We start from the raw sequence: 22,870 nt of genomic DNA on the forward strand, positions 1-22,870 counted from the left end.
TCAGGAAAGCCCCCACGATCACCGAACGGGGTGCCCTCAGGCCGTGCGCGCCACCGCGTCCACGCCCCGCGGGCCGGGGCCGATGTACTGCGCCGACGGGCGCACGAGGCGCCCGGTGCGGCGCTGCTCGAGCACGTGCGCCGCCCAGCCGGCCGTGCGGGCGCAGGTGAACATCGCCGGCATCATCGGCGCCGGGACGCCCGCGAGGTCGAGCATCACCGCGGCCCAGAACTCGACGTTGGTCTCGATCGCCCGGTCCGGGCGGCGCTCGCGCAGCGCCGCCAGCGCGGCGGTCTCCAGCGCCGCCGCGGCCTCGAAGCGCGGGGCGCCGAGCTCGCGGGCGGTGCGGCGCAGCACGCGGGCCCGGGGGTCCTCGGCGCGGTAGACCCGGTGTCCGAAGCCCATGAGGCGCTCGGAGCGGTCCAGGATGCCGCGCACCACGCCCTCGGCGTCCCCGGTGCGCTCCACCTCGGCGATCATCGGCAGCACGCGGGCCGGGGCACCGCCGTGCAGCGGGCCCGACATCGCGCCGACGGCGGCCGAGAGCGACGCGGCCGCGTCGGCGCCGGTCGAGGCGACCACCCGCGCGGTGAACGTGGAGGCGTTGAGCCCGTGCTCGGCGGCGGAGACCCAGTAGGCGTCGAGCGCGCGTACCCCGACGGGGTCGGCCTCGCCGCGCCAGCGCGTCAGGAACCGCGCCACCGGATCGTCGATCGGGTCCAGCACGGTCGCGGGCACCGCCGGCCGCTCCGACCCGCGCGCCGAGCGGGCCACCAGGGCCAGCGCCGCGGCCGCGGCACGGGCGAGGTCGTCGCGGGCGCGTTCGGGGGTGGCGTCGAGCAGCGGCGGCAGCTGCCACCGCGCCCCGAGCAGCGCGAGCCCGGCCTGGGCGTCGACGCGGACGTCGCCGCTGAACGGCGGCTCGAGCCCCGGCTCCTCGCGCGGCAGCGGGCGTCCCAGGTCACCGTCGACGAGCAGCCCGAACACCTCGCCGAACCCGACCGTGCCGACCAGGTCCTCGATGTCCACGCCCCGGTAGCGCAGGGCGCCGCCGTCGCGGTCCGGCTCGGCGATCTCGGTGCGGAACGCGACGACGCCCTCCAGGCCGGGCGAGAAGCCCGGGGGTGGCGGGGGGACGACGGGGGTGGCCGTGCTCACGGGTGACCTCCTCGCGCGAGGGCGCGGGGACCCGGTCGGGGCCCCGTCGCCCACCTCGGCGCGCCGGTCCGCCGGGGTGTGGCGGACGTGGGCGAGCCCAGCAGCACGCTGCTCCGCGGCGTGCTCCGAGGGCAACGCAGCGGTCTGTGTCGCTGCTCACTGGGTGCCCACCCGCAGGTCGCCTACGGTGCGGCGGGACACCGGACACGACCGCGACGAGGAGGCCGGGTGGCGGAACAGGTCACAGGGCAGGACACGGGTCTGCCGGGGATGCGCGAGGACTACCGGTCGGCGACCCTCGACGTCGCGGACCTCGCCCCGACCTGGCACGAGCAGCTGCTCGCCTGGATCGGTGCCGCGCGCGCGGCGGGCCTGCCCGACGCCAACGCCATGGTGCTGGCGACCGGCGACGACGAGCACCGCCTGACCACCCGCACGGTACTCGCCAAGGACGTCGACGACCGGGGCGTCACGTTCTTCACCAACTACACCTCGGAGAAGAGCCACCAGCTGCGCCAGACCCGCCAGGCGTCGGCGACGTTCCCGTGGCTCGCGCTGCAGCGCCAGGCGACGGTGATCGGCACGGTCGAGCTCCTCGCGCGCGAGGACACCGCGGAGTACTGGCGCACCCGCCCGCGCGGCTCGCAGCTCGGGGCGTGGGCGTCGCCGCAGTCCGGGGTGCTGCGCGACCGCGCGGCCCTCGAGGAGCTGCTGGCGAGCGTCACCGAGCGCTTCGCCGACGACGAGGAGATCCCCCCGCCGCGGCACTGGGGCGGCTGGCGGATCGTCCCGACGCACGTCGAGTTCTGGCAGGGCCGCACCGACCGCCTGCACGACCGGATGCGCTTCCGGCGCACCGATCAGGGGTGGGTCGTGGAGCGCCTCGCGCCGTAGAGGCGCACGATCTGCGCCGTGGCACGAACAGGGCGCGGCTTCCTCGCCGACACGACGCCGCTGCGCACCCCGGCGTTCAAGCGACTCTGGATCGCCGCGATCGTCACGGTCGTCGGCGCCCAGCTCACCGTCGTCGCCGTCCCGACGCAGCTCTACCAGCTGACCGGCTCGTCGGCCTGGGTCGGACTGGTCGGCCTGTTCGGGCTCGTCCCGCTGATCGTCTTCGGGCTCTGGGGCGGCGCGATCGCCGACGCCGTGGACCGCCGCGGCCTGCTGGTGTTCACGGGCACGGGCATCGCGATCACCTCGGCCCTGCTCGGCGTCGTCTCCGTCACGAACATCGGCGGGCCCTGGACGATCCTCACGCTCTACGCGGTCCAGACCGCGTTCCTCGCGATCAACCAGCCGACCCGCGCCGCGGTGCTGCCCCGGATCCTGCCGAACGACGAGCTGCCGGCCGCGAACACGCTGCTGTTCACGGTCAACCAGGTCGGTGCGATCGCGGGCCCGCTGCTCGCGGGCGTCGTCCTGACCTTCAGCTCGGTCGGCATCCTCTACTTCGTCGACACCGCCTGCCTGGCCGCGGCGATCTGGGCGGCGTTCAACCTGCCGCGCCTGCCGGTCGGCGACGGCCCCGGCGGGGTGCGCGGCGCGTTCCGCGCGGTGCGCCGCAGCGCCGGGTTCGCCGACGTCCTGGCCGGCTTCCGCTACATCGCGACCAGCCAGGTGCTGCTCGTGTCGTTCCTCGTCGACATCGTCGCGATGGCGGTCGGCATGCCGCGGGCGGTGTTCCCGGAGGCCGCCGAGCGGGTGTTCGGCGACCCACCGGGCGGCGGCTTCGCCCTCGGGGCACTGTTCGCCTCGATCGCGATCGGCGCGACCCTCGGCGGGCTGTTCTCGGGGCGCCTGCACGGCATCCGGCGCCAGGGCGTCGCCGTGACGATCGCGATCTGCGTGTGGGGCCTGGGCGTCGCCCTGTCCGGCCTGACCTCGATGCTCTGGCTCGCCGTGACGCTGCTCGCCGTGGCCGGCGCCGCCGACCTGGTCAGCGCGGTGTTCCGGCAGACGATGCTGCAGGTGGTCGCGACCGACCAGATGCGCGGGCGCATGCAGGGCGTGTTCACCGTCGTCGTCGCCGGCGGGCCGCGCGTCGGCGACCTGTGGCACGGCCCGGCCGCCGACGCCTGGGGCACGGGCGCCGCGACCTTCGTCGGCGGCATCGGCGTGATCGTGCTGACGGTCCTGGTCGTCGCGATCTTCCCGGTCTTCTGGCGCTACCGGGCGCCGGTGGGGGACGAGTCCTCCGGGGACGCGGCCTCGGCCGACCCGCCGGACCGGGGCGGGAAGGTGGCCCGCGACGACGGATCGGACGCCTGACCCGGGGCGTGCGGGAACCCCAGGCCGTGCTGCGGCACCTCGGGCGACGCGGAGTCCAGCGGCACCGCGGGGGAGCGCACCAGCCCGAGCTGCGCGGTCTGGCGCGGCAGCAGCGCGTCCATCAGCCAGTCGACCGCGGTGCGCACGCGGTTGCCCGGCATCGCCAGCAGGTGGTACCCGCGGGCCACGACGTGGGCGGGCCCGCCGGTCAGCTTGACGCCCAGCGGGTTCGCCGCGGCGTCGTAGCCGCCGAGGTCCACCACGAAGCCGAGGTCGCGGTGCTTGTAGGCCTTGCCGCGGCCGCGCCCGAGGGACGCGGCGACGTTGCGGCCCGCCAGACGTCCCTGGCGCTCGGCGTGCTGGGCGGTCATCGCGGTGTACTCGCCGGGGCGGGCGCGGTCGGGCACGGCGGCCGCGTCCCCGCAGGCGAACACGTGCGGGTGGCCCGGCACGCGCAGCCGGGTGTCGGTGACGATCCGGCCCTGGTCGACCTCGACCCCGAGGTCGTCGATGATCGGGTCGGGGCGCACGCCGACGCACCACAACAGGGTGCGGGTCGGGACGTGCTCGCCCGACGAGCGGAGGCGCACCCCGCCGCCGGTGGCCTCCTCGACCTGCTCGTGGGTGCGCACGTCGATCCCGCGCTCCCGCAGCACGCGGTCGGCGTTGCGGCCCAGGTGCGGGTCGAGCCCGGAGAGCAGCTCACCGCGGCTGACCAGCACCCACTGCGGGACCTCCGCCAGCCCCCGGCCCGCCGCGAGCTCCTTCGTGAACAGGAAGCCCTGGGCGGTGACCTCGGTGCCCGTGTAGCCGCCGCCGACGACGACCGTGGTCAGGCGGGCGGCCCGCTCCTCCGGGTCGTCGCACACCGCCGCGAGCTCGACCTGCCGGATGAGGTGGTCACGCAGGTAGAGCGCCTCGGGCACGCCGCGGAAGCCCTGCGCGTACTCGGTGACGCCGGGCACCGGCAGCACCTTGTGGACGCTGCCCGCGGCGATCACCAGGCGGTCCCAGGTGGTCTCGTGGTGGATGCCCTCGGGGTCGAGCCATCCGATGCGGTGCGCGTCGAGGTCCAGCTCGTCCACCTCGCCGGGCGCGTGGCGCACGCAGCGCGGCAGCGCGTCGGCCAGGGCCACCGAGATGCGGCGCGGCTCGAGGATCCCGGCGGCGACCTCGGGCAGCAGCGGCAGGTAGAGGAAGTAGTTGGTGGGGCTGACGAGCACGATGTCGACGGCGTCGCCCATGCGCCGCGCGAGTGATCGCGCCGCCTGGAAGCCGGCGAACCCGCCCCCGACGACCACCACCTTCGGCACGCGGCCGGACCCGGTGTCCTCCTCGCTCCTCATGTCCGGTCCAGTGACCGTTCCGGCCGGGGGACGAAACCCCTCGCGGGCACACGCAAACCGATCGTCACACCGCTAGCGTGTGCCGCCGTGCACCCGACCGGCGAGCAGATCGACCTCGTCGCCGGCGCGACCCGCGCCGTCGTCACGGAGGTCGGCGGCGGGCTGCGGGCCCTGTCCGTCGACGGGCTCGACCGCGTCGAGACCTTCGACGTCGAGGAGACCCCGCCGATGGGGGCCGGCGGTGTCCTGGTGCCCTGGCCCAACCGCATCGCGGGGGCGGCCTACACGTGGCGCGGCCGCGAGTACCGCCTGGACGTCACCGAGGCCGCACGCGGGAACGCCATCCACGGCCTGCTGCGACGGCGTCCGTGGCGGGTGGCCGAGCGCGCCGACGACGCCGTGCGGCTCGCCGCCGACGTCGACGCCTCCTCGGGCTGGCCGGGCCCGCTGCACGTCGAGACCACCTACGCCGTCACCCCGGCCGGGCTCACGGTCACCCACGCGCTGACGAACACGGGCGACGTCGACGTCCCCGCGGGCGTGGGCACCCATCCCTACCTGCGCGTCGGCGACGTCGCGCCCGCCGACTGCACGCTCACGCTGGCGGCCGACCGGGTCGTCGACACCGACGAGCGGATGATCCCGACCGGGGTGCGCCCGGTGACGCCGGACGAGGACCTCCGCGGGGGCCGCCGCGTCGGCGACCTCGCGCTCGACACCTGCTTCGGCGCCGCCCCGGGGCCGGACGGCGTGCTGGGTGTGCTCCACGCCCCCGACGGCCGCGCCACCGCGCTGTGGGGCGACGAGAACATCCGCTGGGTCATGGTCTTCACGCCCGACGACCTCGCCGGCCGGGGCCGCGCCGTGGCCGTCGAGCCCATGACCTGCCCGGCCGACGCCGCGAACTCGGGGCAGGACCTGCACGTGCTCGCGCCGGGGGAGACCTGGACCGTCCGATGGGGGATCTCCCCGGGAGGAACGCCATGACCGGCCGCGTCGTCGTCGGGGGTGAAGCGCTCGTCGACCTGGTCCCCACCGGGGACGGGCACCCCGACGAGCCCGCCCTGACCCCGCTGGCCCCGCGCCTCGGCGGCGGGCCGTTCAACACCGCCGTCGGCCTCGGGCGCCTCGGGGTCCCGACGACGATGCTCACGCGCCTGTCCACCGACTCCTTCGGCGACGCGCTCGTCCACCGGCTCGAGGCCAACGGCGTCGACACGACGCTGCTCCAGCGCGGGCCCGAACCGACCACCCTCGCCGTCGTCACCCTCGACGCCGACGGCGCGGCCCGGTACTCCTTCCACGTCGCCGGCAGCGCCGACCGGTTGGTCGACGACCCCGGCGAGCTGCCGCGCGACACGGCCGCGGTCTCGGTCGGGACGCTGTCGCTGGTCCTCGAGCCCGGGGCGTCGCGCTACGCCGAGCTCGCCGTCCGGGAGGCCGGGCGCGGGCGCCTGGTGAGCCTCGACCCCAACCTGCGGCCCGGGCTCGTCGACGACCCCGACGCGGTGGTCGCCCGTCTCGACCGGATCGCGGCGGTGGCCGGCCTGGTGAAGATGTCCGACGAGGACGCCGACCGGTGGGGCCGCTCCCCGCAGGACGTGCTCGACGCCGGGGCGGGCGCGGTGGTGCTCACGCGTGGCTCCTCGGGCCTCACGGCCCACACCCCGGCCGGCGAGGTGTCGGCGCCCGCGGCGAGCGTCGGGCCGCTGGTGGACACCATCGGGGCGGGCGACAGCGTGCACGGCGCCCTGCTGGCGTGGCTCGCGGACCACGACGCGCTCTCCCGCGACGCCGTCGCGCGCCTCGACGGCGACGCGTGGGCCGCGGCGCTCGAGTTCGCGTCCCGGGTCGCGGCCTGGACGGTCTCGCGGGCGGGTGCGGAACCCCCGTGGCGCCACGAGCTCGAGCGGGCCGCGTAACACCGTCGTCACCCGAGTGACGGGGCCCACGCCACGCGGCGCCGGGACTCGTGCTGCGTCGCGGACCTCGCGGGCGCTACGGTTCGCGCTCGAACGACCACTGCTGCGGGAGCGCGCCGCGGGACACCCCCGGCGGCCGGGCGGCCCGGCACCTCGCTCGCCGAGCCGGCGCCGCCGCCCTCCCCGCTCACGACGCGCGCGAGAGGGACTGACTGCCGATGGCCAGCGAGGATTCCGAGAAGCGCACCGCCACGCTGTCGTACCCGGGCGGCGAGCACACCATGGAGATCGTCGAGGCGACCGAGGGCTCCTCGGGCGTCTCCCTCGGGAAGATGCTCGGCGAGACGGGCCTGATCACCCTCGACCCGGGCTTCGTGAACACCGGCGCCTGCCGCTCGGACATCACCTACATCGACGGTGACGCGGGCATCCTGCGCTACCGCGGCTACCCCATCGAGGAGCTGGCGAAGAACTCGACGTTCGTCGAGACCAGCTACCTGCTGATGTACGGCGAGCTGCCGAACAAGCAGCAGCTCGAGACGTTCACCGACCAGATCCAGCGGCACACGATGCTGCACGAGGACCTGAAGAAGTTCTTCGACGGTTTCCCGAAGGACGCGCACCCGATGCCGGTGCTGTCGTCGGCCGTGTCGGCGCTCTCGACGTTCTACCAGTCCTCGCTCGACCCGTTCGACGAGCCGAACGTCGACCTCTCCAGCGTCCGCCTGCTGGCCAAGGTGCCGACGATCGCCGCCTACGCCTACAAGAACTCGATCGGCCAGCCGTTCCTCTACCCGGACAACAACCTGGGGCTGGTCGAGAACTTCCTGCGCCTGACGTTCGGGCTCCCGGCGGAGAACTACGAGATCGACCCCGACGTCGCCAAGGCGTTGGACATGCTGCTCATCCTGCACGCCGACCACGAGCAGAACTGCTCGACGTCGACGGTGCGGATGGTCGGCTCCGCCCAGGCCAACCTGTTCGCCTCGATCTCGGCGGGCATCAACGCCCTGTTCGGCCCGCTGCACGGTGGCGCCAACGCCGCGGTGCTCACGATGCTCGAGGGCATCCGCGACAACGAGGGCAACGCCGACGAGTTCGTCAAGAAGGTCAAGAACAAGGAGCCCGGCGTCCGGCTCATGGGCTTCGGGCACCGGGTCTACAAGAACTACGACCCGCGCGCCGCGATCGTGCGCGACACCGCCCGCGGCATCATCGAGAAGCTCGGCGGCGGCGACGAGATGCTCGACATCGCGATGCGCCTCGAGGAGTACGCGCTCCACGACGACTACTTCGTCGAGCGCAAGCTCTACCCGAACGTCGACTTCTACACCGGCCTGATCTACCAGGCGATGGGCTTCCCGACCGAGATGTTCACGGTGCTCTTCGCCATCGGCCGCCTGCCCGGCTGGATCGCCCACTGGCGCGAGATGATCGACGACCCGGACACCCGCATCGGCCGCCCGCGCCAGGTCTACACGGGGCCGACCGAGCGCTCCTACGTGGGCATGGACCAGCGGTAGGCGTGTCCTCCTGCTGCAGCGAACGGGTATCTCGCTGCTTCTAGGCGTCGGAAGTCCCCGTCGATCACGCGCGTCCCGCTCGGCTCCGGGTGGGACAGCGACGCCGTGCTCGTCGACGGCCGCCGGGTCGAGCGCACCGCACGCCGGCCCGGCGCCGCCGCGGGGCTGCGTCGTGAGGCGGAGTTGCTGCCGTGGCTCGCCGACCGCCTGCCGCTGCCCGTGCCGCGGCCCGTGGTCGTCGGCGGGTCGCCCCTCGTGGTGTCGCACGGGTTCCTGCCCGGGACGGCGCTCGTCGCGCTCGACGCCGAGCAGGGCGCCGTGCTCGGGGCGTTCCTGCGCCTCCTGCACGCCGTGCCGATGGACGAGGCGGTGGCCCACGGCCTGCCGGCTCCCGAGATCACCCGCGGCTGGCGGGACGCGGCGTTCGACCGCTTCGTGGCCGACGTCCTGCCGCGCCTGCCCGATCCCGGACCGCTGACGTCGCGCCTCGAGCGGTTGCGCGCGGCCCCGGCGTCGACGCCCGTGCACGGCGACCTGCGGGGAGACCACGTCCTCGCCGTCGGCGGTCGCATCACCGGCGTCATCGACTGGTCCGACGCCCGGGCCGGCGATCCCGCGAAGGATCTCGTCTGGCCGCTGCTCGGGCACGGCCCGGCGGTCGCGGCGGCGGTCGTCGAGGCCTACGGGGCGGACCTGACCGCGCGCGCCGACGACTGGCGGGCCGTCGCTCCGTGCTACGCCGTCGTCCACGGGCTCGACACCGGCGACGACGCGCTCGTCGGCGCCTCGCTGGCACAGCTCGCGGTGGCGTGAGGCCGGCCGGGCGTAGTGTCCGCCCGCCGGGGTAGCCGGAACCCATGAGCGATCTCGACGACACGGCGATCGTGTGGTTCCGGCGCGACCTGCGCGTGCACGACCAGCCGATCTTCCTCGAGGCGGCGTCGCGGGCGGAACGGTCGCTGGCGGTGTTCGTGCTGGACGAGAAGCTGCTCGGGCCGGCGGGGAAGGCCCGCCGGACGTTCCTGTACCGCAGCCTCCGGGACCTCGACGAGTCCCTGGGCGGGCGGCTGCTCGTCGTCCGCGGTGACCCGGCCGAGGCGATCCCGAAGCTCGCGAACGCCGTCGGGGCCGGCAGCGTGCACGTCGCGGCCGACTTCGGGCCCTACGGCCGCGAGCGCGACGAGGCCGTCGAGAAGGCCCTCGACGGCGTCGAGCTCGTCCGCACCGGCTCGCCGTACGCCGTCGCGCCCGGGCGGATCACGAAGTCCGACGGCGAGCCCTACAAGGTCTACACGCCGTTCAGCCGCGTCTGGACGCAGCACGGCTGGCGGGAGCCCGCCGACACCGACGCGTCGACCGTCACCTGGCTGGACCCGTCGGAGAAGGACGGCGGGCCGCGCGCCGTCAAGGTCCCCGACGACGAGGCGCCCGACGCCGAGCTGCCCGCCGCGGGGGAGCGCGCCGCGCGGGAGCAGTGGGCGGCGTTCGTCGACGAGCACCTCGACGACTACGACGAGCTGCGCAACCGCCCCGACCGCCCGGCCACCTCGCGGATGTCGGTGTACCTCAAGTACGGGGTGGTGCACCCGCGCACGCTGCTCGCCGACCTCGGAGGGTCGGGGCAGGGCCCGACGTCCTACCGCAACGAGCTGTGCTTCCGGGACTTCTACGCCTCGGTGCTCTGGTTCTTCCCGCGCTCGGCGCGCGAGAACTTCGACACCAAGTTCGACCGCATCCCGCTCGACTCCGGGAAGGCGGCGGACGAGAAGTTCCGCGCCTGGCAGGAGGGGCGCACCGGCTTCCCGGCCATCGACGCGGCGATGCGCCAGCTGCGCGGCGAGGCGTGGATGCACAACCGCATGCGCATGGCCGTCGCGTCGTTCCTGGTGAAGGACCTGCACCTGCCGTGGTGGTGGGGCGCCCGGCACTTCATGGAGCTCCTCGTCGACGGCGACCTCGCCTCGAACCAGCACGGCTGGCAGTGGGCCGCCGGCACGGGCACCGACGCCGCGCCGTACTTCCGCGTGTTCAACCCCGTGACCCAGGGGGAGCGCTTCGACCCGCAGGGCGACTACGTGCGCCGCTGGGTGCCGGAGCTCGCGGACGTCCCGGGCAAGAAGGTCCACCAGCCCTGGAAGCTCCCCGAGCCCCCGGCGGACTACCCGGAGCCGGTCGTCGACCACAAGGCCGAGCGCCAGGAGGCGCTGGACCGCTTCAACAAGCTCTGACGACGCCGACGACCGAAGGGCCCCGCTCGACGAGATCGAGCGAAGGGGCCCTTCGGTCGGTACCGGGGACGGCGGACGATCAGCCGATGAGGCCCTGCTGCTGCAGGAACTCGGTGGCCACCTGCCCGGCGTCACGGCCCTGCGAGGAGATCTGCCCGTTGAGCTGGAGCATGACGTCGTCGGTCAGGCGCGGGGAGATCTGGTCGAAGACCTGGACGACGGCCGGGTTCCGGTCGACGACCTGCTTGCGGATCGTGTTCGACGCGTTGTACTTCGGGAAGAAGTTCCGGTCGTCGGCCAGCGACACGAGGTTCAGCGCCGGGATGCGGCCGTCGGTGGTGAACACCTCGCCGAAGAAGCACGGGTTGCCGTTCGCGGTGGCCTGGTAGATGGCACCGGTGTCGAGGACGGTCAGCGCCGGCGGGGCGTCGTAGGGCCGGGTGACGCCGTAGGTCTGGAGCAGGTTGGGCAGACCGTCGTTGCGGCTGGCGAACTCGGCCTCGACGCAGGTGGTGGCCTGCGGGTTGCCGCTGTTGATGAAGTTCGCCCAGTCGGTGGTGGTGCGCATGTTGTTCGCGTCCGCGAAGGCCCGCGTCGTGGCGATCGCGTAGGTGTTGTTGAACGGCGTCGGGTTGGTCCAGACGATCTGGTTGCGCTGCAGGTCCTGGTCGCGCACGGCGACGTACTGCTGCTGGGAGTCGGGGATCGGCGTGGTGTTGCCGAGGTTCGTGATCCACCCGGTGCCGGTGTACGACCAGCCCATGTCGATCTCGCCGGACACCAGCGCCTGCCGCGCGGCGGCGGAGCCGGTGATGTTGCACCGGTCGTTGACGGTCGCGCCGACCGACTGCAGGGCGGCGACGCTCATCTTGCAGAGCAGCAGCTGCTCGTCGAACTCCTGGCCGCCGACCGTGTACGTCTGGCCGGCGAGGTTGATGCCGCCGGCGGCGAGGCTGCCGCCGGAGGCCTGGGGCTGACCGGAGCCGGAGAGGCCGCCGCAGCCGGCGAGGACGAACGCGAGCACGGCGATGGTCGCGCCGACCACCCGCCCTGAACGTGTGAGCATCGCGGGATCGTTGCACCACCGGGAGGTAAAGGCGAGGGGGGAAACGATCTCCGCCACATTGCGTTGACGTCCGTGGTCCGCCACGGTGAGCGTGGCTGATCGTGACCAGCACCGTTGCTGCGGGAACCGACCGGCCGACGAGCACCCCGGCCATCGATCTCCTCGAGGGACGCCGCGTCCTGCGCCGGCTGCCCGGCGACGGCGCCGAGCGCTGTCCCTCCACCACGTCCGAGACCGCGTCCGAGACCGCGTTCGAGCTCATTCCCGTCGGGGCCACCCTCGGCGCGGAGATCCGCGGCGTCGACCTCGCGCACACCGACGCGGCCCTCCGCGCGGAGATCCACCGCGCGCTGCTGGAGTGGAAGGTCCTGTTCTTCCCCGGCCAGGACATGGCGCCCGCCGACCAGCGCGACCTCGCCCGCCACTGGGGCGAGCTGGAGACGAACCCCCTGCTCGAGCAGGGCGACGACCCGGCCACCGTGCGGTTCACCAAGGGCGGCGACGGCCCCCAGACCTACGAGAACATCTGGCACGCCGACACGACGTTCCGGCCGAACCCGGCGATGGGCGCGATGCTGCGCATGATCGAGGCCCCGCCCCGCGGCGGCGACACGATGTGGGCCGACATGGCGGCCGCGTACGACAACCTCGACCCCGACGTGCTCGCCCGCATCGACGGCGCGCGGGCCGTGCACGACATGGTGCCGGGCTTCGTCCGCTTCCTCCCCGAGGACAAGCTCGAGCGGCTCCAGCACGTCTTCCCGCCGGTGCGCCACCCGGTCGTGCGCACGCACCCGGAGACCGGGCGCCGCACGCTCTACGTCAACGGCGCGTTCACGACGCGGATCGAGGGTCTCGAGCAGGCCGAGTCCGACGCCCTGCTGCGCCACCTGTTCGCCCAGGCCCACGTCCCCGAGTACCAGGTCCGGTACCGGTGGGCGCCGGGCACGGTGGCGTTCTGGGACAACCGCGCGACCCAGCACTACGCGGTCGGCGACTACCACCCGCACCGCCGGGTCGCGGAGCGCGTCGCGATCGCCGGGGACCGGCCCTTCTAGCCCCGCGCGCGCCCCAGCGCCTCGCGCAGCGACACCCGGGCACCCGTGCGGAGCACCGAGTTCGCGTAGATGCGCCCGCCGAGGGCCAGGACGGCCCCGGTGAACGCGACCGTCAGCACGAACGCGAGCACCACCTGGCCCGCGGGCGCGACGCCCAGCGCGATGCGCGCCGGCATGAACAGCGGGCTGAACGGCGGCAGCAGCGAGAGCACGGTGATCCCGGTGCCGCGCGGGTCGGAGGTCAGCAAGTTGAAGCCGACGACGAACCCGAGCAGCACGGTGATCGTCACCGGGGAGAGCACGCTCTGGGTGTCCTCCTGCCGGGACACCAGCGACCCCGCCGCGGCGAAGATCGTCGCGTAGAGCGCGAACCCGAGCAGGTACCAGACCAGCACCGAGACGAGGGTCGTGATCACCCCCGCGCCGGCGGTGAGCACCCCGGCCGCGCCGGCGACGGCGAGGCCGGCCCCGCCGAGGATCACGAGCTGCAGCAGGCCCACCGCGCCGATCCCGAGCACCTTGCCGAGCAGCAGCTGCCACGGCCGCACCGACGACAGGACGATCTCGACGACCCGGCTCGCCTTCTCCTCCACGACGCCCTGGGCGACCATCGCGCCGTAGCTCTGGATGGAGAAGAACAGCAGGAAGGCCCCCGTCAGCCCGAGGCCCAGCCGCTGGCCCGCCTGCGGGTCCGGGGGCTCGGCGGCGACGACGACCGGTCCGGACTCCGCGACCACGGCGTCCAGCGTCGCCGGGTCGACACCGCGACCGGAGAGGTAGCCGTCCCGCGCCACGGAGGTCGTCGCGTCGACGATCACGCGTTCCAGCGCGGCGTCGGGCTCGGACTCGACGAACACCCGCGGACGCGCCGGGTCGCCGCCGACGAGGGCGTCGAGGTCCCCGGCGCGGACGGCCGCCTCGCCCGCGGCGACGTCCGGCTGCGGGACGACGGTGAGGGCGAGGCCCTCGGTGGGCGCGGCCCGCTCGAGGGGGCCCGTGAGCGCGGTGGCCGGGCCGGTGACGCCGACCCGCGCGGTGTCCTCGCCGGACGCGATCGTCGCGAGGACCGCGGCGTAGACGCCGAGCAGGACGAGCACGGCGAGGGTGCCGAAGACGAACGCCCGCCCCTTGACCCGCGAGGCGAACTCCCGCCGGGCGATCAGCCCGACCGGGCGCAGGCCCCCGGTCACGCCGCCGCCCCGGCGTGCTGGTCGGAGACGGCGTCGCGGTAGATCTCGGCGAGGCTCGGGCGGCGGCGCCGGAACTCGTGCACCGGCCCGGAACGGCGGGCGGCGTCGAGGACCGCGCCGAGCGTCACCTCGGACGCGTCGGACAGCGTCAGCACCGTCCCCCCGTCGGCGTCGCGGGAGCGGGCGACGCCCGGGACGGCGTCGGCCCACCCCGGCGGCGCGTGCGGCGCGTCCACGACGACCTCGACCGCCGACGCCGCGCGCAGCTCCGCGACCGGTCCCTCGGCGACGAGGCGCCCGGCGCGCACGATCCCGACGCGGTCGCAGAGGCGCTCGACGAGCTCGAGCTGGTGCGAGGAGAACACCACGGGCGCGCCCGCGTCACGGCGTTCGCGCAGGACCTCGGTCATGACGTCGACGGCCATCGGGTCGAGCCCGGAGAACGGCTCGTCGAGCACCAGGACGTCGGGCTCGGCGACGAGCGCGGCGGCGAGCTGGACGCGCTGCTGGTTGCCGAGGCTCAGGCGCTGGACCTCCTCGCCGCGGCGCTCGGCGAGCCCGAGGCGCTCGGTCCAGCGGTCGGCGGCCTCGCGGGCGTCGGCGGCCGAGCGGCCCCGCAGCTCGGCGAGGTAGCGCAGCTGGGTGCCGACGGCCATCTTCGGGTAGAGGCCGCGCTCCTCGGGCATGTAGCCGATCCGGCGGCGCGACGCCGCGTCGAGCGCGCGCCCGCCGAGCCGGACCTCGCCGGCGTCGGCGGCGAGCACGCCGAGCGCGATCCGCATCGTCGTGGTCTTGCCCGCCCCGTTGGCGCCGACGAACCCGTAGAGCTCGCCGGGCCGGACGGTGAACGACATCCCGTCCAGCGCGACCGTGGCCCCGAACCGCTTGGACACCCCGTCGATCTCGAGCATCTTCTCCCCCGTCCTCGGGCAGGTGATCAGGATGTCGGAGCCGGACCGGAACCGCATCGTGACCCCGACAGGGGTAACGAGCGCTGGTCATCGGCGCGACGACCGGAGGACGATGGAGATCCACGGAAACGGGGGGTCGGGACGTGCGGGTGCTCGTGGTGTCGGCGGTGACGGTGGTCCTGCTGCTCGGTGCGGTGCCCCTGGCGGTGCCGGGTGTGCCCCGGCTGCACGGCATCCCGGAGCTCGTGGCCCTGGGCGTGCTCGTCCTGGCCGGGACGGCGTTCGTCGTCGGCCTGGCGCTGCTCGCGCTCGGCCGGTCGGAGCGGCGCCGTGGCGAGACGCCCGTCGAGGCGCCGGCCGCGCCGCTCGCCACGGTGCGTCCGGGCATCGCCGTCACGGTCCGGTAGCGGGCCAGGCCTCCCCGAGCGGCTCCCCGCGCACCGGCCCCGGCCAGGTCCAGACCCACGTGGGCACGGGGCCGGCGGGGGTGTGGGCGACCGCCCGCTCGCGCCGGTAGTCGGGCCCCTCGTACTCGTCGAGGCGCGGCAGGGCGCGGGGTGGGTCGGCCAGCGTCAGCACCGCGCCGCGCGCCCGTCCCGGACCGCCGCGGACGAGCGCCGGGTAGCCGAGACCGGTGTCGTGCACCCGGCCGGGCAGCGACGCCTCGAGGGGCTCGCCGCGGACGTGGGGAGCCATCAACGACCACGCCGACCGGCCCGGCAGCAGCGTCCCGTAGACGAAGACGCGGTCCGGCCACGACGACGGGTCGGGGCGGCCGTGCTCGACGGTGACGAGGTCCGGGGTGGGTGCCGCCGGGGTACCGACCAGGTCGCGGGCGAGCGCCTGGTCCAGCGTCGCGACCGGCACCGGCACGCCGTCGACGAGCAACGGCGCGCGCACCGGGTCGCCGGCCCAGTAGGTCCAGACGCCGTCGAGGCGCGCCCCGTCCTCGGTGACGACGCGCCCGGTGTGCAGGCGCACCAGGTCGTAGCGCTCCCCGCGGCCCTCGCACCGGTCGAGGACGGCGACCTGGTCGGGCGTCGCCATCCACACCGCGTGGGTCTCGACCGCGCCCGGTGCCGAGGCCAGCGTCGCCGGCCGCGCCCCGTCGCGCGCCCGCAGCCCCGCGGCCCACACCGCGGCGAGGCCCTCGACCCGGGCGCGCAGCACCACGACCGGCCCGCGCAGGCCGAGGTGCTCGCGCAGCCACGTCAGCTTCCCGGGGCAGCGGTTGGAGCCGAACGCCAGCACCGGCACCCGGCCGGTCATCGGCACGGCCCCGCGACCGGCGAGCCAGCGGTCGAGGTCCTCACCGTCGACCGTCCAGCCGGCGGCGCGGTCGGAGGGCTCGAGCCGGTGGCTCGCCGCGTCGAGGTGCACGAACGAGAAACCCGGCGCGACCCCGGGGTAGGGGTCGGCCGGGTACTCGTCGTCCGGATGTGCGGTCAGGACCTCAGTAGCCCCGCTCGCGGTACTCCTCGAGGCGCGCGGCCTCGTCACCGACCTTGGTCGTGTCACCGTGCCCGGTGCGCACGATGGTGTCGCCGGGCAGCGAGAAGACCTTGTCGGCCAGCTGCTCGATGAGCACGCTGAAGTCGGAGTACGACGGCCCGGTGGCCCCCGGCCCCCCGTTGAACAGGGTGTCGCCGGAGAACAGCGTGCCGATGTCGGGCGCGTAGAACACCGTCGAGCCGGGGGAGTGCCCCGGCGTGTGGATCGCCCGCAGGTCGATCCCGCCGATGGTGAACGTCTCGCCGTCGTGGATCTCCCCGTCCGGCTCGCGGTCCGGGTAGGTGAGGTTCCAGACGACCCGGTCCTCCGGGTTGAGCAGGATCGGCGCGTCGTAGGCCGCCGCGATCGCCGGGGCGGCGTTGACGTGGTCGTTGTGCGAGTGGGTGCACAGGATGGCCACGACGTTGCGGTCGCCGACCGCCTTCTTGATCGCCTCGGCGTCGTGCGGGGCGTCCAGCAGGACCACCTCGGACGAGTCACCGATGATCCAGACGTTGTTGTCGACGTCGAAGGAATTGCCGTCGATCTCGAACTTGCCCGACGTCGTGAGGTGCTCGACGCCGTTGCCGATCTTCTCGGCCGTCACAGGATCACCACCGAACGCAGCACGTCGCCGTGATGCATCTTCTCGAAGGACTGCTCGACGTCGTCGAGCGAGATCCGCTCGGTGACGAACTTGTCGAGCGGGAAACGGCCCTGCAGGGCCAGGTCGACCAGCATGGGGAAGTCGCGGCTGGGCAGGCAGTCGCCGTACCAGGACGAGCGCAGCGACCCGCCGTGGGAGAAGAACGGCTGGAAGTCCGCCTCGAGCTTCATGTCCGGCGACGGCACGCCGACCAGGACGAGCCGGCCGGCGAGGTCGCGGGCCTCGAAGGCCTGCTTCCACGTGGCCGGGATGCCCACGGCGTCGACGACCACGTCGGCACCGAAGCCGTCGGTGAGGTCGCGGATGCCCTGCACCGGGTCGGTGTTCTTGGCGTTGATCGTGTGGGTGGCGCCGAAGCCCTTGGCCCACTCGAGCTTCCGGTCCTCGGTGTCGACCGCGATGATCGTGGTCGCCCCGGCGAGCGCCGCGCCCGCGATCGCCGCGTCGCCGACGCCGCCGCAGCCGATCACCGCGACCGTCTCGCCGCGCTTGACCTCGCCCGTGTTGATCGCCGCACCCGCGCCGGCCATGATCCCGCAGCCGATCAGCCCGGCCTGGGCCGGATCGATGTCCGGGTTGACCTTCGTGCACTGCCCGGAGTGCACCAGCGTCTTCTCCGCGAACGCCCCGATGCCCAGAGCCGGCTTGAGCTCCTCGCCCGTGTCCTTGAGCGTCATCGCCTGCGCGACGTTGTGGGTGTCGAAGCAGAGGTGGTGCTTGCCCTTCCGGCACGCGCGACAGACCCCGCAGACCGCGCGCCAGTTGAGGATCACGTAGTCGCCGACCTCGAGCCCCTGGACGCCCTCGCCCAGGGCCTCGACCGTGCCCGCGGCCTCGTGGCCGAGCAGGAACGGGTAGGCGTCCTCGATGTTCCCCTCGCGGTAGTGCAGGTCGGTGTGGCAGACCCCGCAGGCCTGGACCTTCACCACGGCCTCGCCCGGACCGGGATCGGGGATGACGATCGTCTCGACCGTCACCGGCTTGCCCTTCTCCCGGGACACGACGCCCCGGACCTCCTGCGGCATGTGCTGGCCTCCGTGTTCTGAGGATGTGCTCCCGGTCACCTGTGCCCGGACGACCACCATGGCATGCGCACCCGACCATGGTCACCGCCGTCAGCATGATCATGAAGGCGGATCGGGAGGCGGGGCCGTGCCCGGCTCCTCCCACCGGCCACGGCCCCGTACCGGGTTCGACGCACGGGCGCGCGCCACGGTTCCCCTCAGCGGGAACATCCGGTGACGACGACGCGGCGGCCACCTCGGGAGGTGACCGCCGCGTCGCCGTGGTCGGGTGAAGAGACGGACGTCCGGTCAGACGTGCAGGATCAGCGCCGAGCCCTGGCCGCCGCCGCCGCAGAGGCCGGCCGCACCGATGCCGCCGCCGCGGCGACGGAGTTCGTGCGCGAGGTGCACCGCGATCCGCGCGCCGCTGGCGCCGACGGGGTGGCCGAGGGCGATGGCGCCGCCGTCGGGGTTCACGCGCTCCGGGTCCACGCCGAGCTCGGTGGTCGACTGCAGCGCGACGGCCGCGAACGCCTCGTTGATCTCGAGCATCTCGAGGTCCGTGGCGCTCTTCCCCTCGCGCTTGAGGGCCTTGAAGATTGCGTTCGAGGGCTGCGAGAGCAGCGAGTTGTCAGGGCCGGCGACCCAGCCGTGGTGCCCGATGGTCGCCAGGACCTCGAGGCCAAGCTCCTTGGCCTTCTTCTCCGACATGATCACGGCGGCGGCGGCGCCGTCGGAGATCTGCGACGAGGAGCCCGCCGTGATGGCCCCCTCCTTGTCGAACGCCGGGCGCAGCTTGCCCAGGCCCTCGGCGGTCGTGTCGCCGCGGACGCCCTCGTCCTCGGTGACGACGATCGGCTCGCCCTTGCGCTGGGGGATCTCCACGGGGGCGATCTCGGCGTCGAAGCGGCCGTTCTTGGCGGCGTCGGCGGCGCGCTGGTGCGACGCGGCGGAGAACTCGTCCATCGCCTCGCGCGACAGGCCGATCGACTTCGAAAAGCGCTCGGTGGAGGCGCCCATCGACTCGTGGTCGTAGACGTCGGTCAGCGCGTCGTACTCGGTGGCGTCGACGACCGTGCCGGCGCCGTACTTGAAGCCGCGACGCGCCTTCGGCAGCAGGTACGGGCCCTCGGTCATCGACTCCATGCCGCCCGCGACGACGATGTCGTACTCGCCGGCCTGGATCATCTGGTCGGCCAGGGCGATGGCGTCGAGGCCCGACAGACAGACCTTGTTGAGCGTGAACGACGGCGTCGACATCGGCAGGCCCGCGTCGGTGCCGGCCTTGCGGGCCGGGTTCTGGCCCGCGCCGGCCTGGATGACCTGACCCATGATCAGGTACTCGACCTGCTCGCCCGAGAGCCCGGCCTGCTCGAGGGCCTTCTTGATCGCCACCGTGCCGAGCGTCTGGACGGGCAGGCCGGCGAACGCGCCGGAGAGCTTGCCGATCGGGGTGCGGGCGCCGGAGACGATGACGGAACCGGGCATGGGGTCCTCCTGGTCGCGGATGGGCCCGACGATGGGCCGGGACACCTGGAGGGTCACCGCGCCGGTGACCCGCGGGCAGGCGACTGCGGTGCGCAGCGCCGGATGGTCGGAAAGTACCCGGGGTGACGGGGCGATACCCAGGGTCGGGCGCGCCCCGTCACCGTCGTGCTCGATCGGTCAAGCGCTGCGGCGCGCCCCCGTCGACCGGGAGTGCTCGGCCACCGCGGCCATCAGCGGCGGCCACTCGTGGCGCAGCGCCTGGTTGCCCATGAACAGACCCAGGTGCCCGCCCGGGGCGGTGCGCCGGGTGACCTGGTCGGCCGGGGTCGACACGTGGTCGGCGGCGGCGAAGACCTGCACCGGCGGCGTGATGTGGTCGGTCGCCCCGCCGAGCAGGAACAGCGGGCACGCGATGTTCCGCATGTCCACCCGCTTCCCGTCGACCTCGAGCTCGCCGCTGATCAGCTCGTTGCCGGCGAACAGGTGCTCGACCAGCCACAGGTAGAACGTGCCGGGCACGTCCTGCGTGTGCTTGAACCAGTCCTCGAACGCCTCGTAGCGGGCGATCGCGCCCGCGTCGTCGAGGTTGCGCAGCAGGTCGACGTGCTTGGCGATCTCCGCCTCGGGGCGGATGGCGATGAAGCCGCCGAGCACGAACGACCCCGGCATGTTGCCGCCGCCCGCGGCGACCATCGCGCGGTAGGGCAGCTGGCCGAAGCGCTGGGTCATCACCCGCGACGACGCGCCGATGGGCGTCTCGCCGGCGTGGAAGTCGATCGGCGCGCCGGCCAGGGTCAGCGTGTTGACCTTCTCCGGGTGGATCGCCGCGTAGATCGTCGCGAGCCAGCCGCCCTGGCAGTCGCCGACGAGGTTCACGTGCCCACCGCAGTGCTCGACCGCGCGGTCGACCACCGCGATGTAGTCCGAGATCGTCGTGCCCGAGGTGGCGCGGGTGGCGCCGACCCAATCCAGGGTGAACGCGCGGGTCAGGCCGGCCTCGCGGATGACCATCATCTGCGACTGGCGGGGCTGGAAGTCGACGATGCACGAGTCGTGCCCGGCCTGCGGCGGCAGCACGAGCGTCGGGACGACGTCGTCGGTGTCGGGGTGGGTGGGAGAAGGCCCAGAGAAGTCCCGGAGCCGCGCGATCGGGGTCTCGAACACGATCTCGTGGTCGTTGTGCCACTGCGGGCGCCGCCGGGTGAGGACGTGTCGCCACCAGCGCTGCGCGTCGCGGGTGTTGCGCCCGGGCGAGGCCGACTGCTCCAGGGCGCGGCGCAGCACGTAGCCCGCCCCCTTGGTCAGCTCGGCCGCACCGCGCACAGCGGCCGTGGCGTGGTAACCGCGCAGGTACGCGGCGGGGTCGGGGGAAGGGGCCTCGGTCTGGGCCGCGATGGGGTCGCCGGCGGTGGTGTCGGCCGGGGTGTCGGCGGCGTGCTCGTCGGTGGGGGCCGTCATGGCGCACCTCCTCGCGCCCCTGCGGGCGCTCGCTGCACCCGGCGTTGGGTGCTGCATGGACCGTACGGGCCGCTTGGGATGTTTCGCAACGACGTCCTACCCACGAGTAGGAGGCGTCCTGGCCTTCCGGTGGCGGCAGAACCCGACTTCGATGGCCACCGGGTCGTGTGGTGCGGGCCACCGTCCGGGTAGAGAGAGTCCCGACGCGGACCATCGAGCGAGGGAGCACGCATGGGAGACATGACCGGACAGGTGGCCCTGGTGACGGGCGGGGCCCGCGGGATCGGACGGGCGATCAGCACGCGGCTCGCCAGGCGCGGGATGAAGGTCGGCGTCGGCTACTCGTCGGACCCGACGTCGGCCGAGAACCTCCAGGCCGAGTTCCCCGACCTGATCACCATCCACCAGGGCAACATCGGCGAGCGCGGCGACTGCGAGCGCGTCTTCGACGAGGTCGTCCGGGCTCACGGCCGGGTGGACGTGCTGGTCAACAACGCCGGCATCACCGCGGACAAGATGGTGGCCAAGATGGAGGTCGACGACTGGGACCGCGTGGTCCAGGTCAACCTCTCGGGCACGTTCTACATGGCTCAGCTGGCCTACCTGCAGATGGCCGAGCGGGGCAGCGGCCGCATCGTCAACATCAGCTCGGTGATCGGCGAGGCGGGCAACGCCGGCCAGGTCAACTACGCCGCGACGAAGTCCGGCCTGTTCGGCATGACGATGTCGATGGCCCAGGAGGGCGCCCGCAAGGGCGTCACCGTCAACTGCGTCGCGCCCGGGTACATCGAGACCGACATGGTGGCCGCGGTGCCGGAGAAGGCCATCGAGAAGATCGTCTCGGGCATCCCCATGAAGCGCCTCGGCCAGCCCGACGAGGTCGCGCGCGTGGTGGAGTTCCTCGCCGACCCCGAGTCGGAGTACATCACCGGGCAGGTCTACTCGGTCAACGGTGGCCTGCACATGTAGTCAGGAGAGACGGGTCGTGAGCTCGGCGCAGACGTCGTCGAGCGCGACCGCCGACGCCCGGCAGACGCCGGGGAACGACAGGAAGCCGTGCACGGCCCGGGGGTGGTCGGTGTGCCGCACGGGCACGCCGGCCTCCTCGAGCCGCCCGGCGTAGTCGACGCCGTCGTCGTGCAGCGGGTCGACGCCCGCCGTGACGATCAGGGCGGGCGGCAGGTCGCCGACGTCGGGGGCGAGCAGCGGCGAGCACATGGGGTCGGTCGCGTCGCCGTCCTCGCCGAGGTAGTGGGCCCGGAACACGTCCATGTCGGCGCGGGTGAGCACCGGGCCGCTCGCGAAGCGGTCGACCGACGCGCGCTCGAAGGTCAGGTCGAGCACGGGGTAGAGCAGCACCTGCGCGTCGATCACCGGCCCGGCCTCGCGCGCCAGCAGGCACACGACCGCCGCGAGGTTGCCCCCGGCACTGTCGCCCATGACGGCGAGGCGGTCGGCGCGGGCGCCCAGCGCGTCGGCGTGGCGGGCGGCCCAGCTGACGGCGGCGTACCCGTCCTCGCGGCCGGCGGGGTAGGGGTGCTCCGGGGCCAGGCGGTAGTCCACCGACACCACCAGCGCTCCGACGCGCGCCGCCACGTGCGCGCACAGCCAGTCGGACTGGTCGAGGTTGCCGAGCGTGCCGCCCCCGCCGTGGAAGTTGACGACGACGGGCAGGGCGCGGGCGGTGTGCGGGCGGTAGAGCCGCACCGGGCGGGGCCCGACGTCGGTGTCGGCGACGCGGTCGGTGACGAACACCCCGCGCGGCATCGGCCCGAACACCCGTGAGGTGACGACGTTGTGGCTCAGGCGCCGCGAGCGTGCCCGCGAGATCTCGTCGGGACCCATGCGACTGACCGCCACGGCCCCCGACACGTCGGCGAACCACGTGAACACGCGCAGCCGGACGTCGATGTCCATGGCGCCCCCTCCCGCGAGCCCTCCTGCGACCCCCGCCGGCCACGCCGCCCGGCGGAGGGCGACAGCCTGCACGATCAGCCCTGGCCGATGCGCCCCGAACGGAGCATCGATCGGGTCCTGTCGGTGACCGGCTCCCGTCGCACGAGGACGAGCGGGTGACGCGCGTGTCGCG

21 protein-coding genes are annotated in these 22,870 nt (G+C 73.9%); 10 read left to right on the forward strand and 11 right to left on the reverse strand.

What is annotated here, in order from left to right; all coding sequences use genetic code 11:
• Positions 1 to 36: 36 nt before the first annotated feature.
• On the reverse strand, positions 37 to 1,158 hold the full coding sequence (locus WCD41_RS00380) for a citrate synthase 2 (RefSeq protein ID WP_337711388.1): 1,122 nt from the start codon (positions 1,156 to 1,158) through the stop codon (positions 37 to 39).
• 228 nt (positions 1,159 to 1,386) lie between these two features.
• Here WCD41_RS00380 and pdxH point away from each other — a divergent pair, with 228 nt between their 5' ends.
• Both pdxH and WCD41_RS00390 read left to right on the forward strand, forming a co-directional pair.
• Positions 1,387 to 2,052: a pyridoxamine 5'-phosphate oxidase gene (gene pdxH / locus WCD41_RS00385; RefSeq protein ID WP_373695056.1), complete on the forward strand. Its 666-nt coding sequence runs from the start codon at positions 1,387 to 1,389 to the stop codon at positions 2,050 to 2,052.
• Positions 2,053 to 2,070: 18 nt separating this feature from the next.
• Positions 2,071 to 3,429 carry an MFS transporter gene (locus WCD41_RS00390; protein ID WP_337711389.1) on the forward strand — a complete coding sequence of 453 codons (1,359 nt, stop codon included), beginning with the start codon at positions 2,071 to 2,073 and terminating at the stop codon, positions 3,427 to 3,429.
• On the opposite strand, the gene WCD41_RS00395 is transcribed toward WCD41_RS00390, so the two are convergent.
• Positions 3,327 to 4,775 (reverse strand): NAD(P)/FAD-dependent oxidoreductase, encoded by a 1,449-nt coding sequence (locus tag WCD41_RS00395; RefSeq protein ID WP_337711390.1) that lies wholly within the window; start codon positions 4,773 to 4,775, stop codon positions 3,327 to 3,329. The two genes, WCD41_RS00390 and WCD41_RS00395, sit on opposite strands and share 103 nt — an antisense overlap.
• Positions 4,776 to 4,862: 87 nt before the next feature.
• Here WCD41_RS00395 and WCD41_RS00400 point away from each other — a divergent pair, with 87 nt between their 5' ends.
• From WCD41_RS00400 to WCD41_RS00420, 5 genes are all read left to right on the forward strand, one after another.
• On the forward strand, positions 4,863 to 5,762 hold the full coding sequence (locus WCD41_RS00400) for an aldose 1-epimerase family protein (RefSeq protein WP_337711391.1): 900 nt from the start codon (positions 4,863 to 4,865) through the stop codon (positions 5,760 to 5,762).
• Positions 5,759 to 6,697 carry a carbohydrate kinase family protein gene (locus tag WCD41_RS00405; protein WP_337711392.1) on the forward strand — a complete coding sequence of 313 codons (939 nt, stop codon included), beginning with the start codon at positions 5,759 to 5,761 and terminating at the stop codon, positions 6,695 to 6,697. Before WCD41_RS00400 ends, WCD41_RS00405 begins: the two co-directional genes overlap by 4 nt.
• Before the next feature lie 218 nt (positions 6,698 to 6,915).
• The gene (locus WCD41_RS00410) at positions 6,916 to 8,220 is read left to right on the forward strand and encodes a citrate synthase (protein ID WP_337711393.1); all 1,305 of its coding nucleotides are present in this window, start codon (positions 6,916 to 6,918) and stop codon (positions 8,218 to 8,220) included.
• Positions 8,221 to 8,283: 63 nt separating this feature from the next.
• A complete protein-coding gene (locus WCD41_RS00415; protein ID WP_337712309.1) occupies positions 8,284 to 9,033 on the forward strand; it encodes a phosphotransferase in 750 nt (249 codons plus the stop codon).
• A 44-nt stretch (positions 9,034 to 9,077) separates the two neighbouring features.
• Entirely contained in the window at positions 9,078 to 10,448 is a 1,371-nt protein-coding gene (locus WCD41_RS00420; protein ID WP_337711394.1) for a cryptochrome/photolyase family protein, read from the forward strand.
• 79 nt (positions 10,449 to 10,527) lie between these two features.
• Here the strand turns inward: WCD41_RS00420 and WCD41_RS00425 are convergent, their stop codons facing one another.
• Positions 10,528 to 11,514 (reverse strand): glycine betaine ABC transporter substrate-binding protein, encoded by a 987-nt coding sequence (locus tag WCD41_RS00425; protein WP_337711395.1) that lies wholly within the window; start codon positions 11,512 to 11,514, stop codon positions 10,528 to 10,530.
• Positions 11,515 to 11,615: 101 nt separating this feature from the next.
• Here WCD41_RS00425 and WCD41_RS00430 point away from each other — a divergent pair, with 101 nt between their 5' ends.
• Positions 11,616 to 12,572, forward strand: a complete 957-nt coding sequence (locus tag WCD41_RS00430) for a TauD/TfdA dioxygenase family protein (protein ID WP_337711396.1) — start codon at positions 11,616 to 11,618, stop codon at positions 12,570 to 12,572.
• On the opposite strand, the gene WCD41_RS00435 is transcribed toward WCD41_RS00430, so the two are convergent.
• Positions 12,569 to 13,762 carry an ABC transporter permease gene (locus WCD41_RS00435; RefSeq protein ID WP_337711397.1) on the reverse strand — a complete coding sequence of 398 codons (1,194 nt, stop codon included), beginning with the start codon at positions 13,760 to 13,762 and terminating at the stop codon, positions 12,569 to 12,571. The two genes, WCD41_RS00430 and WCD41_RS00435, sit on opposite strands and share 4 nt — an antisense overlap.
• On the reverse strand, positions 13,759 to 14,730 hold the full coding sequence (locus WCD41_RS00440; RefSeq protein ID WP_337711398.1) for an ABC transporter ATP-binding protein: 972 nt from the start codon (positions 14,728 to 14,730) through the stop codon (positions 13,759 to 13,761). Before WCD41_RS00440 ends, WCD41_RS00435 begins: the two co-directional genes overlap by 4 nt.
• An 86-nt stretch (positions 14,731 to 14,816) precedes the next feature.
• Between WCD41_RS00440 and WCD41_RS00445 the strand changes: the two genes are divergently transcribed.
• The gene (locus tag WCD41_RS00445; RefSeq protein WP_337711399.1) at positions 14,817 to 15,080 is read left to right on the forward strand and encodes a hypothetical protein; all 264 of its coding nucleotides are present in this window, start codon (positions 14,817 to 14,819) and stop codon (positions 15,078 to 15,080) included.
• On the opposite strand, the gene WCD41_RS00450 is transcribed toward WCD41_RS00445, so the two are convergent.
• The 5 genes from WCD41_RS00450 to WCD41_RS00470 all read right to left on the reverse strand — a co-directional run bounded on the left by WCD41_RS00450 (position 15,067) and on the right by WCD41_RS00470 (position 20,781).
• A complete protein-coding gene (locus WCD41_RS00450; protein ID WP_337711400.1) occupies positions 15,067 to 16,173 on the reverse strand; it encodes a gamma-glutamylcyclotransferase family protein in 1,107 nt (368 codons plus the stop codon). The two genes, WCD41_RS00445 and WCD41_RS00450, sit on opposite strands and share 14 nt — an antisense overlap.
• Positions 16,127 to 16,771, reverse strand: a complete 645-nt coding sequence (locus tag WCD41_RS00455; protein ID WP_337711401.1) for an MBL fold metallo-hydrolase — start codon at positions 16,769 to 16,771, stop codon at positions 16,127 to 16,129. Before WCD41_RS00455 ends, WCD41_RS00450 begins: the two co-directional genes overlap by 47 nt.
• Positions 16,768 to 17,856 carry an S-(hydroxymethyl)mycothiol dehydrogenase gene (locus tag WCD41_RS00460; protein ID WP_337711402.1) on the reverse strand — a complete coding sequence of 363 codons (1,089 nt, stop codon included), beginning with the start codon at positions 17,854 to 17,856 and terminating at the stop codon, positions 16,768 to 16,770. The genes WCD41_RS00455 and WCD41_RS00460 overlap by 4 nt, the downstream gene beginning before the upstream one ends.
• A 288-nt stretch (positions 17,857 to 18,144) precedes the next feature.
• The gene (locus WCD41_RS00465; protein WP_337711403.1) at positions 18,145 to 19,323 is read right to left on the reverse strand and encodes an acetyl-CoA C-acetyltransferase; all 1,179 of its coding nucleotides are present in this window, start codon (positions 19,321 to 19,323) and stop codon (positions 18,145 to 18,147) included.
• 177 nt (positions 19,324 to 19,500) lie between these two features.
• Positions 19,501 to 20,781 carry an alpha/beta fold hydrolase gene (locus WCD41_RS00470; RefSeq protein WP_337711404.1) on the reverse strand — a complete coding sequence of 427 codons (1,281 nt, stop codon included), beginning with the start codon at positions 20,779 to 20,781 and terminating at the stop codon, positions 19,501 to 19,503.
• A gap of 240 nt (positions 20,782 to 21,021) precedes the next feature.
• On the opposite strand from WCD41_RS00470, the gene WCD41_RS00475 reads away from it, so the two are divergent.
• A complete protein-coding gene (locus WCD41_RS00475) occupies positions 21,022 to 21,750 on the forward strand; it encodes a beta-ketoacyl-ACP reductase (RefSeq protein ID WP_337711405.1) in 729 nt (242 codons plus the stop codon).
• On the opposite strand, the gene WCD41_RS00480 is transcribed toward WCD41_RS00475, so the two are convergent.
• On the reverse strand, positions 21,751 to 22,698 hold the full coding sequence (locus tag WCD41_RS00480) for an alpha/beta hydrolase (protein WP_337711406.1): 948 nt from the start codon (positions 22,696 to 22,698) through the stop codon (positions 21,751 to 21,753). It abuts the gene before it with no gap.
• Between the last annotated feature and the right edge of the window lie 172 nt (positions 22,699 to 22,870).

The sequence above is a fragment of the Actinomycetospora aeridis genome (assembly GCF_037400275.1).
In the GTDB taxonomy this organism is placed as follows: Bacteria; Actinomycetota; Actinomycetes; order Mycobacteriales; family Pseudonocardiaceae; genus Actinomycetospora; species Actinomycetospora aeridis.

Coding starts and splice junctions, on each gene's coding strand:
- WCD41_RS00465 (WP_337711403.1), bottom strand. CDS start 19,323: ATGCCCGGTTCCGTCATCGTCTCCGGCGCCCGCACCCCGATCGGCAAG.
- WCD41_RS00480 (WP_337711406.1), bottom strand. CDS start 22,698: ATGGACATCGACGTCCGGCTGCGCGTGTTCACGTGGTTCGCCGACGTG.
- WCD41_RS00420 (WP_337711394.1), top strand. CDS start 9,078: ATGAGCGATCTCGACGACACGGCGATCGTGTGGTTCCGGCGCGACCTG.
- WCD41_RS00425 (WP_337711395.1), bottom strand. CDS start 11,514: ATGCTCACACGTTCAGGGCGGGTGGTCGGCGCGACCATCGCCGTGCTC.
- WCD41_RS00475 (WP_337711405.1), top strand. CDS start 21,022: ATGACCGGACAGGTGGCCCTGGTGACGGGCGGGGCCCGCGGGATCGGA.
- WCD41_RS00410 (WP_337711393.1), top strand. CDS start 6,916: ATGGCCAGCGAGGATTCCGAGAAGCGCACCGCCACGCTGTCGTACCCG.
- WCD41_RS00440 (WP_337711398.1), bottom strand. CDS start 14,730: ATGCGGTTCCGGTCCGGCTCCGACATCCTGATCACCTGCCCGAGGACG.
- WCD41_RS00460 (WP_337711402.1), bottom strand. CDS start 17,856: ATGCCGCAGGAGGTCCGGGGCGTCGTGTCCCGGGAGAAGGGCAAGCCG.
- WCD41_RS00395 (WP_337711390.1), bottom strand. CDS start 4,775: ATGAGGAGCGAGGAGGACACCGGGTCCGGCCGCGTGCCGAAGGTGGTG.
- WCD41_RS00405 (WP_337711392.1), top strand. CDS start 5,759: ATGACCGGCCGCGTCGTCGTCGGGGGTGAAGCGCTCGTCGACCTGGTC.
- WCD41_RS00470 (WP_337711404.1), bottom strand. CDS start 20,781: ATGACGGCCCCCACCGACGAGCACGCCGCCGACACCCCGGCCGACACC.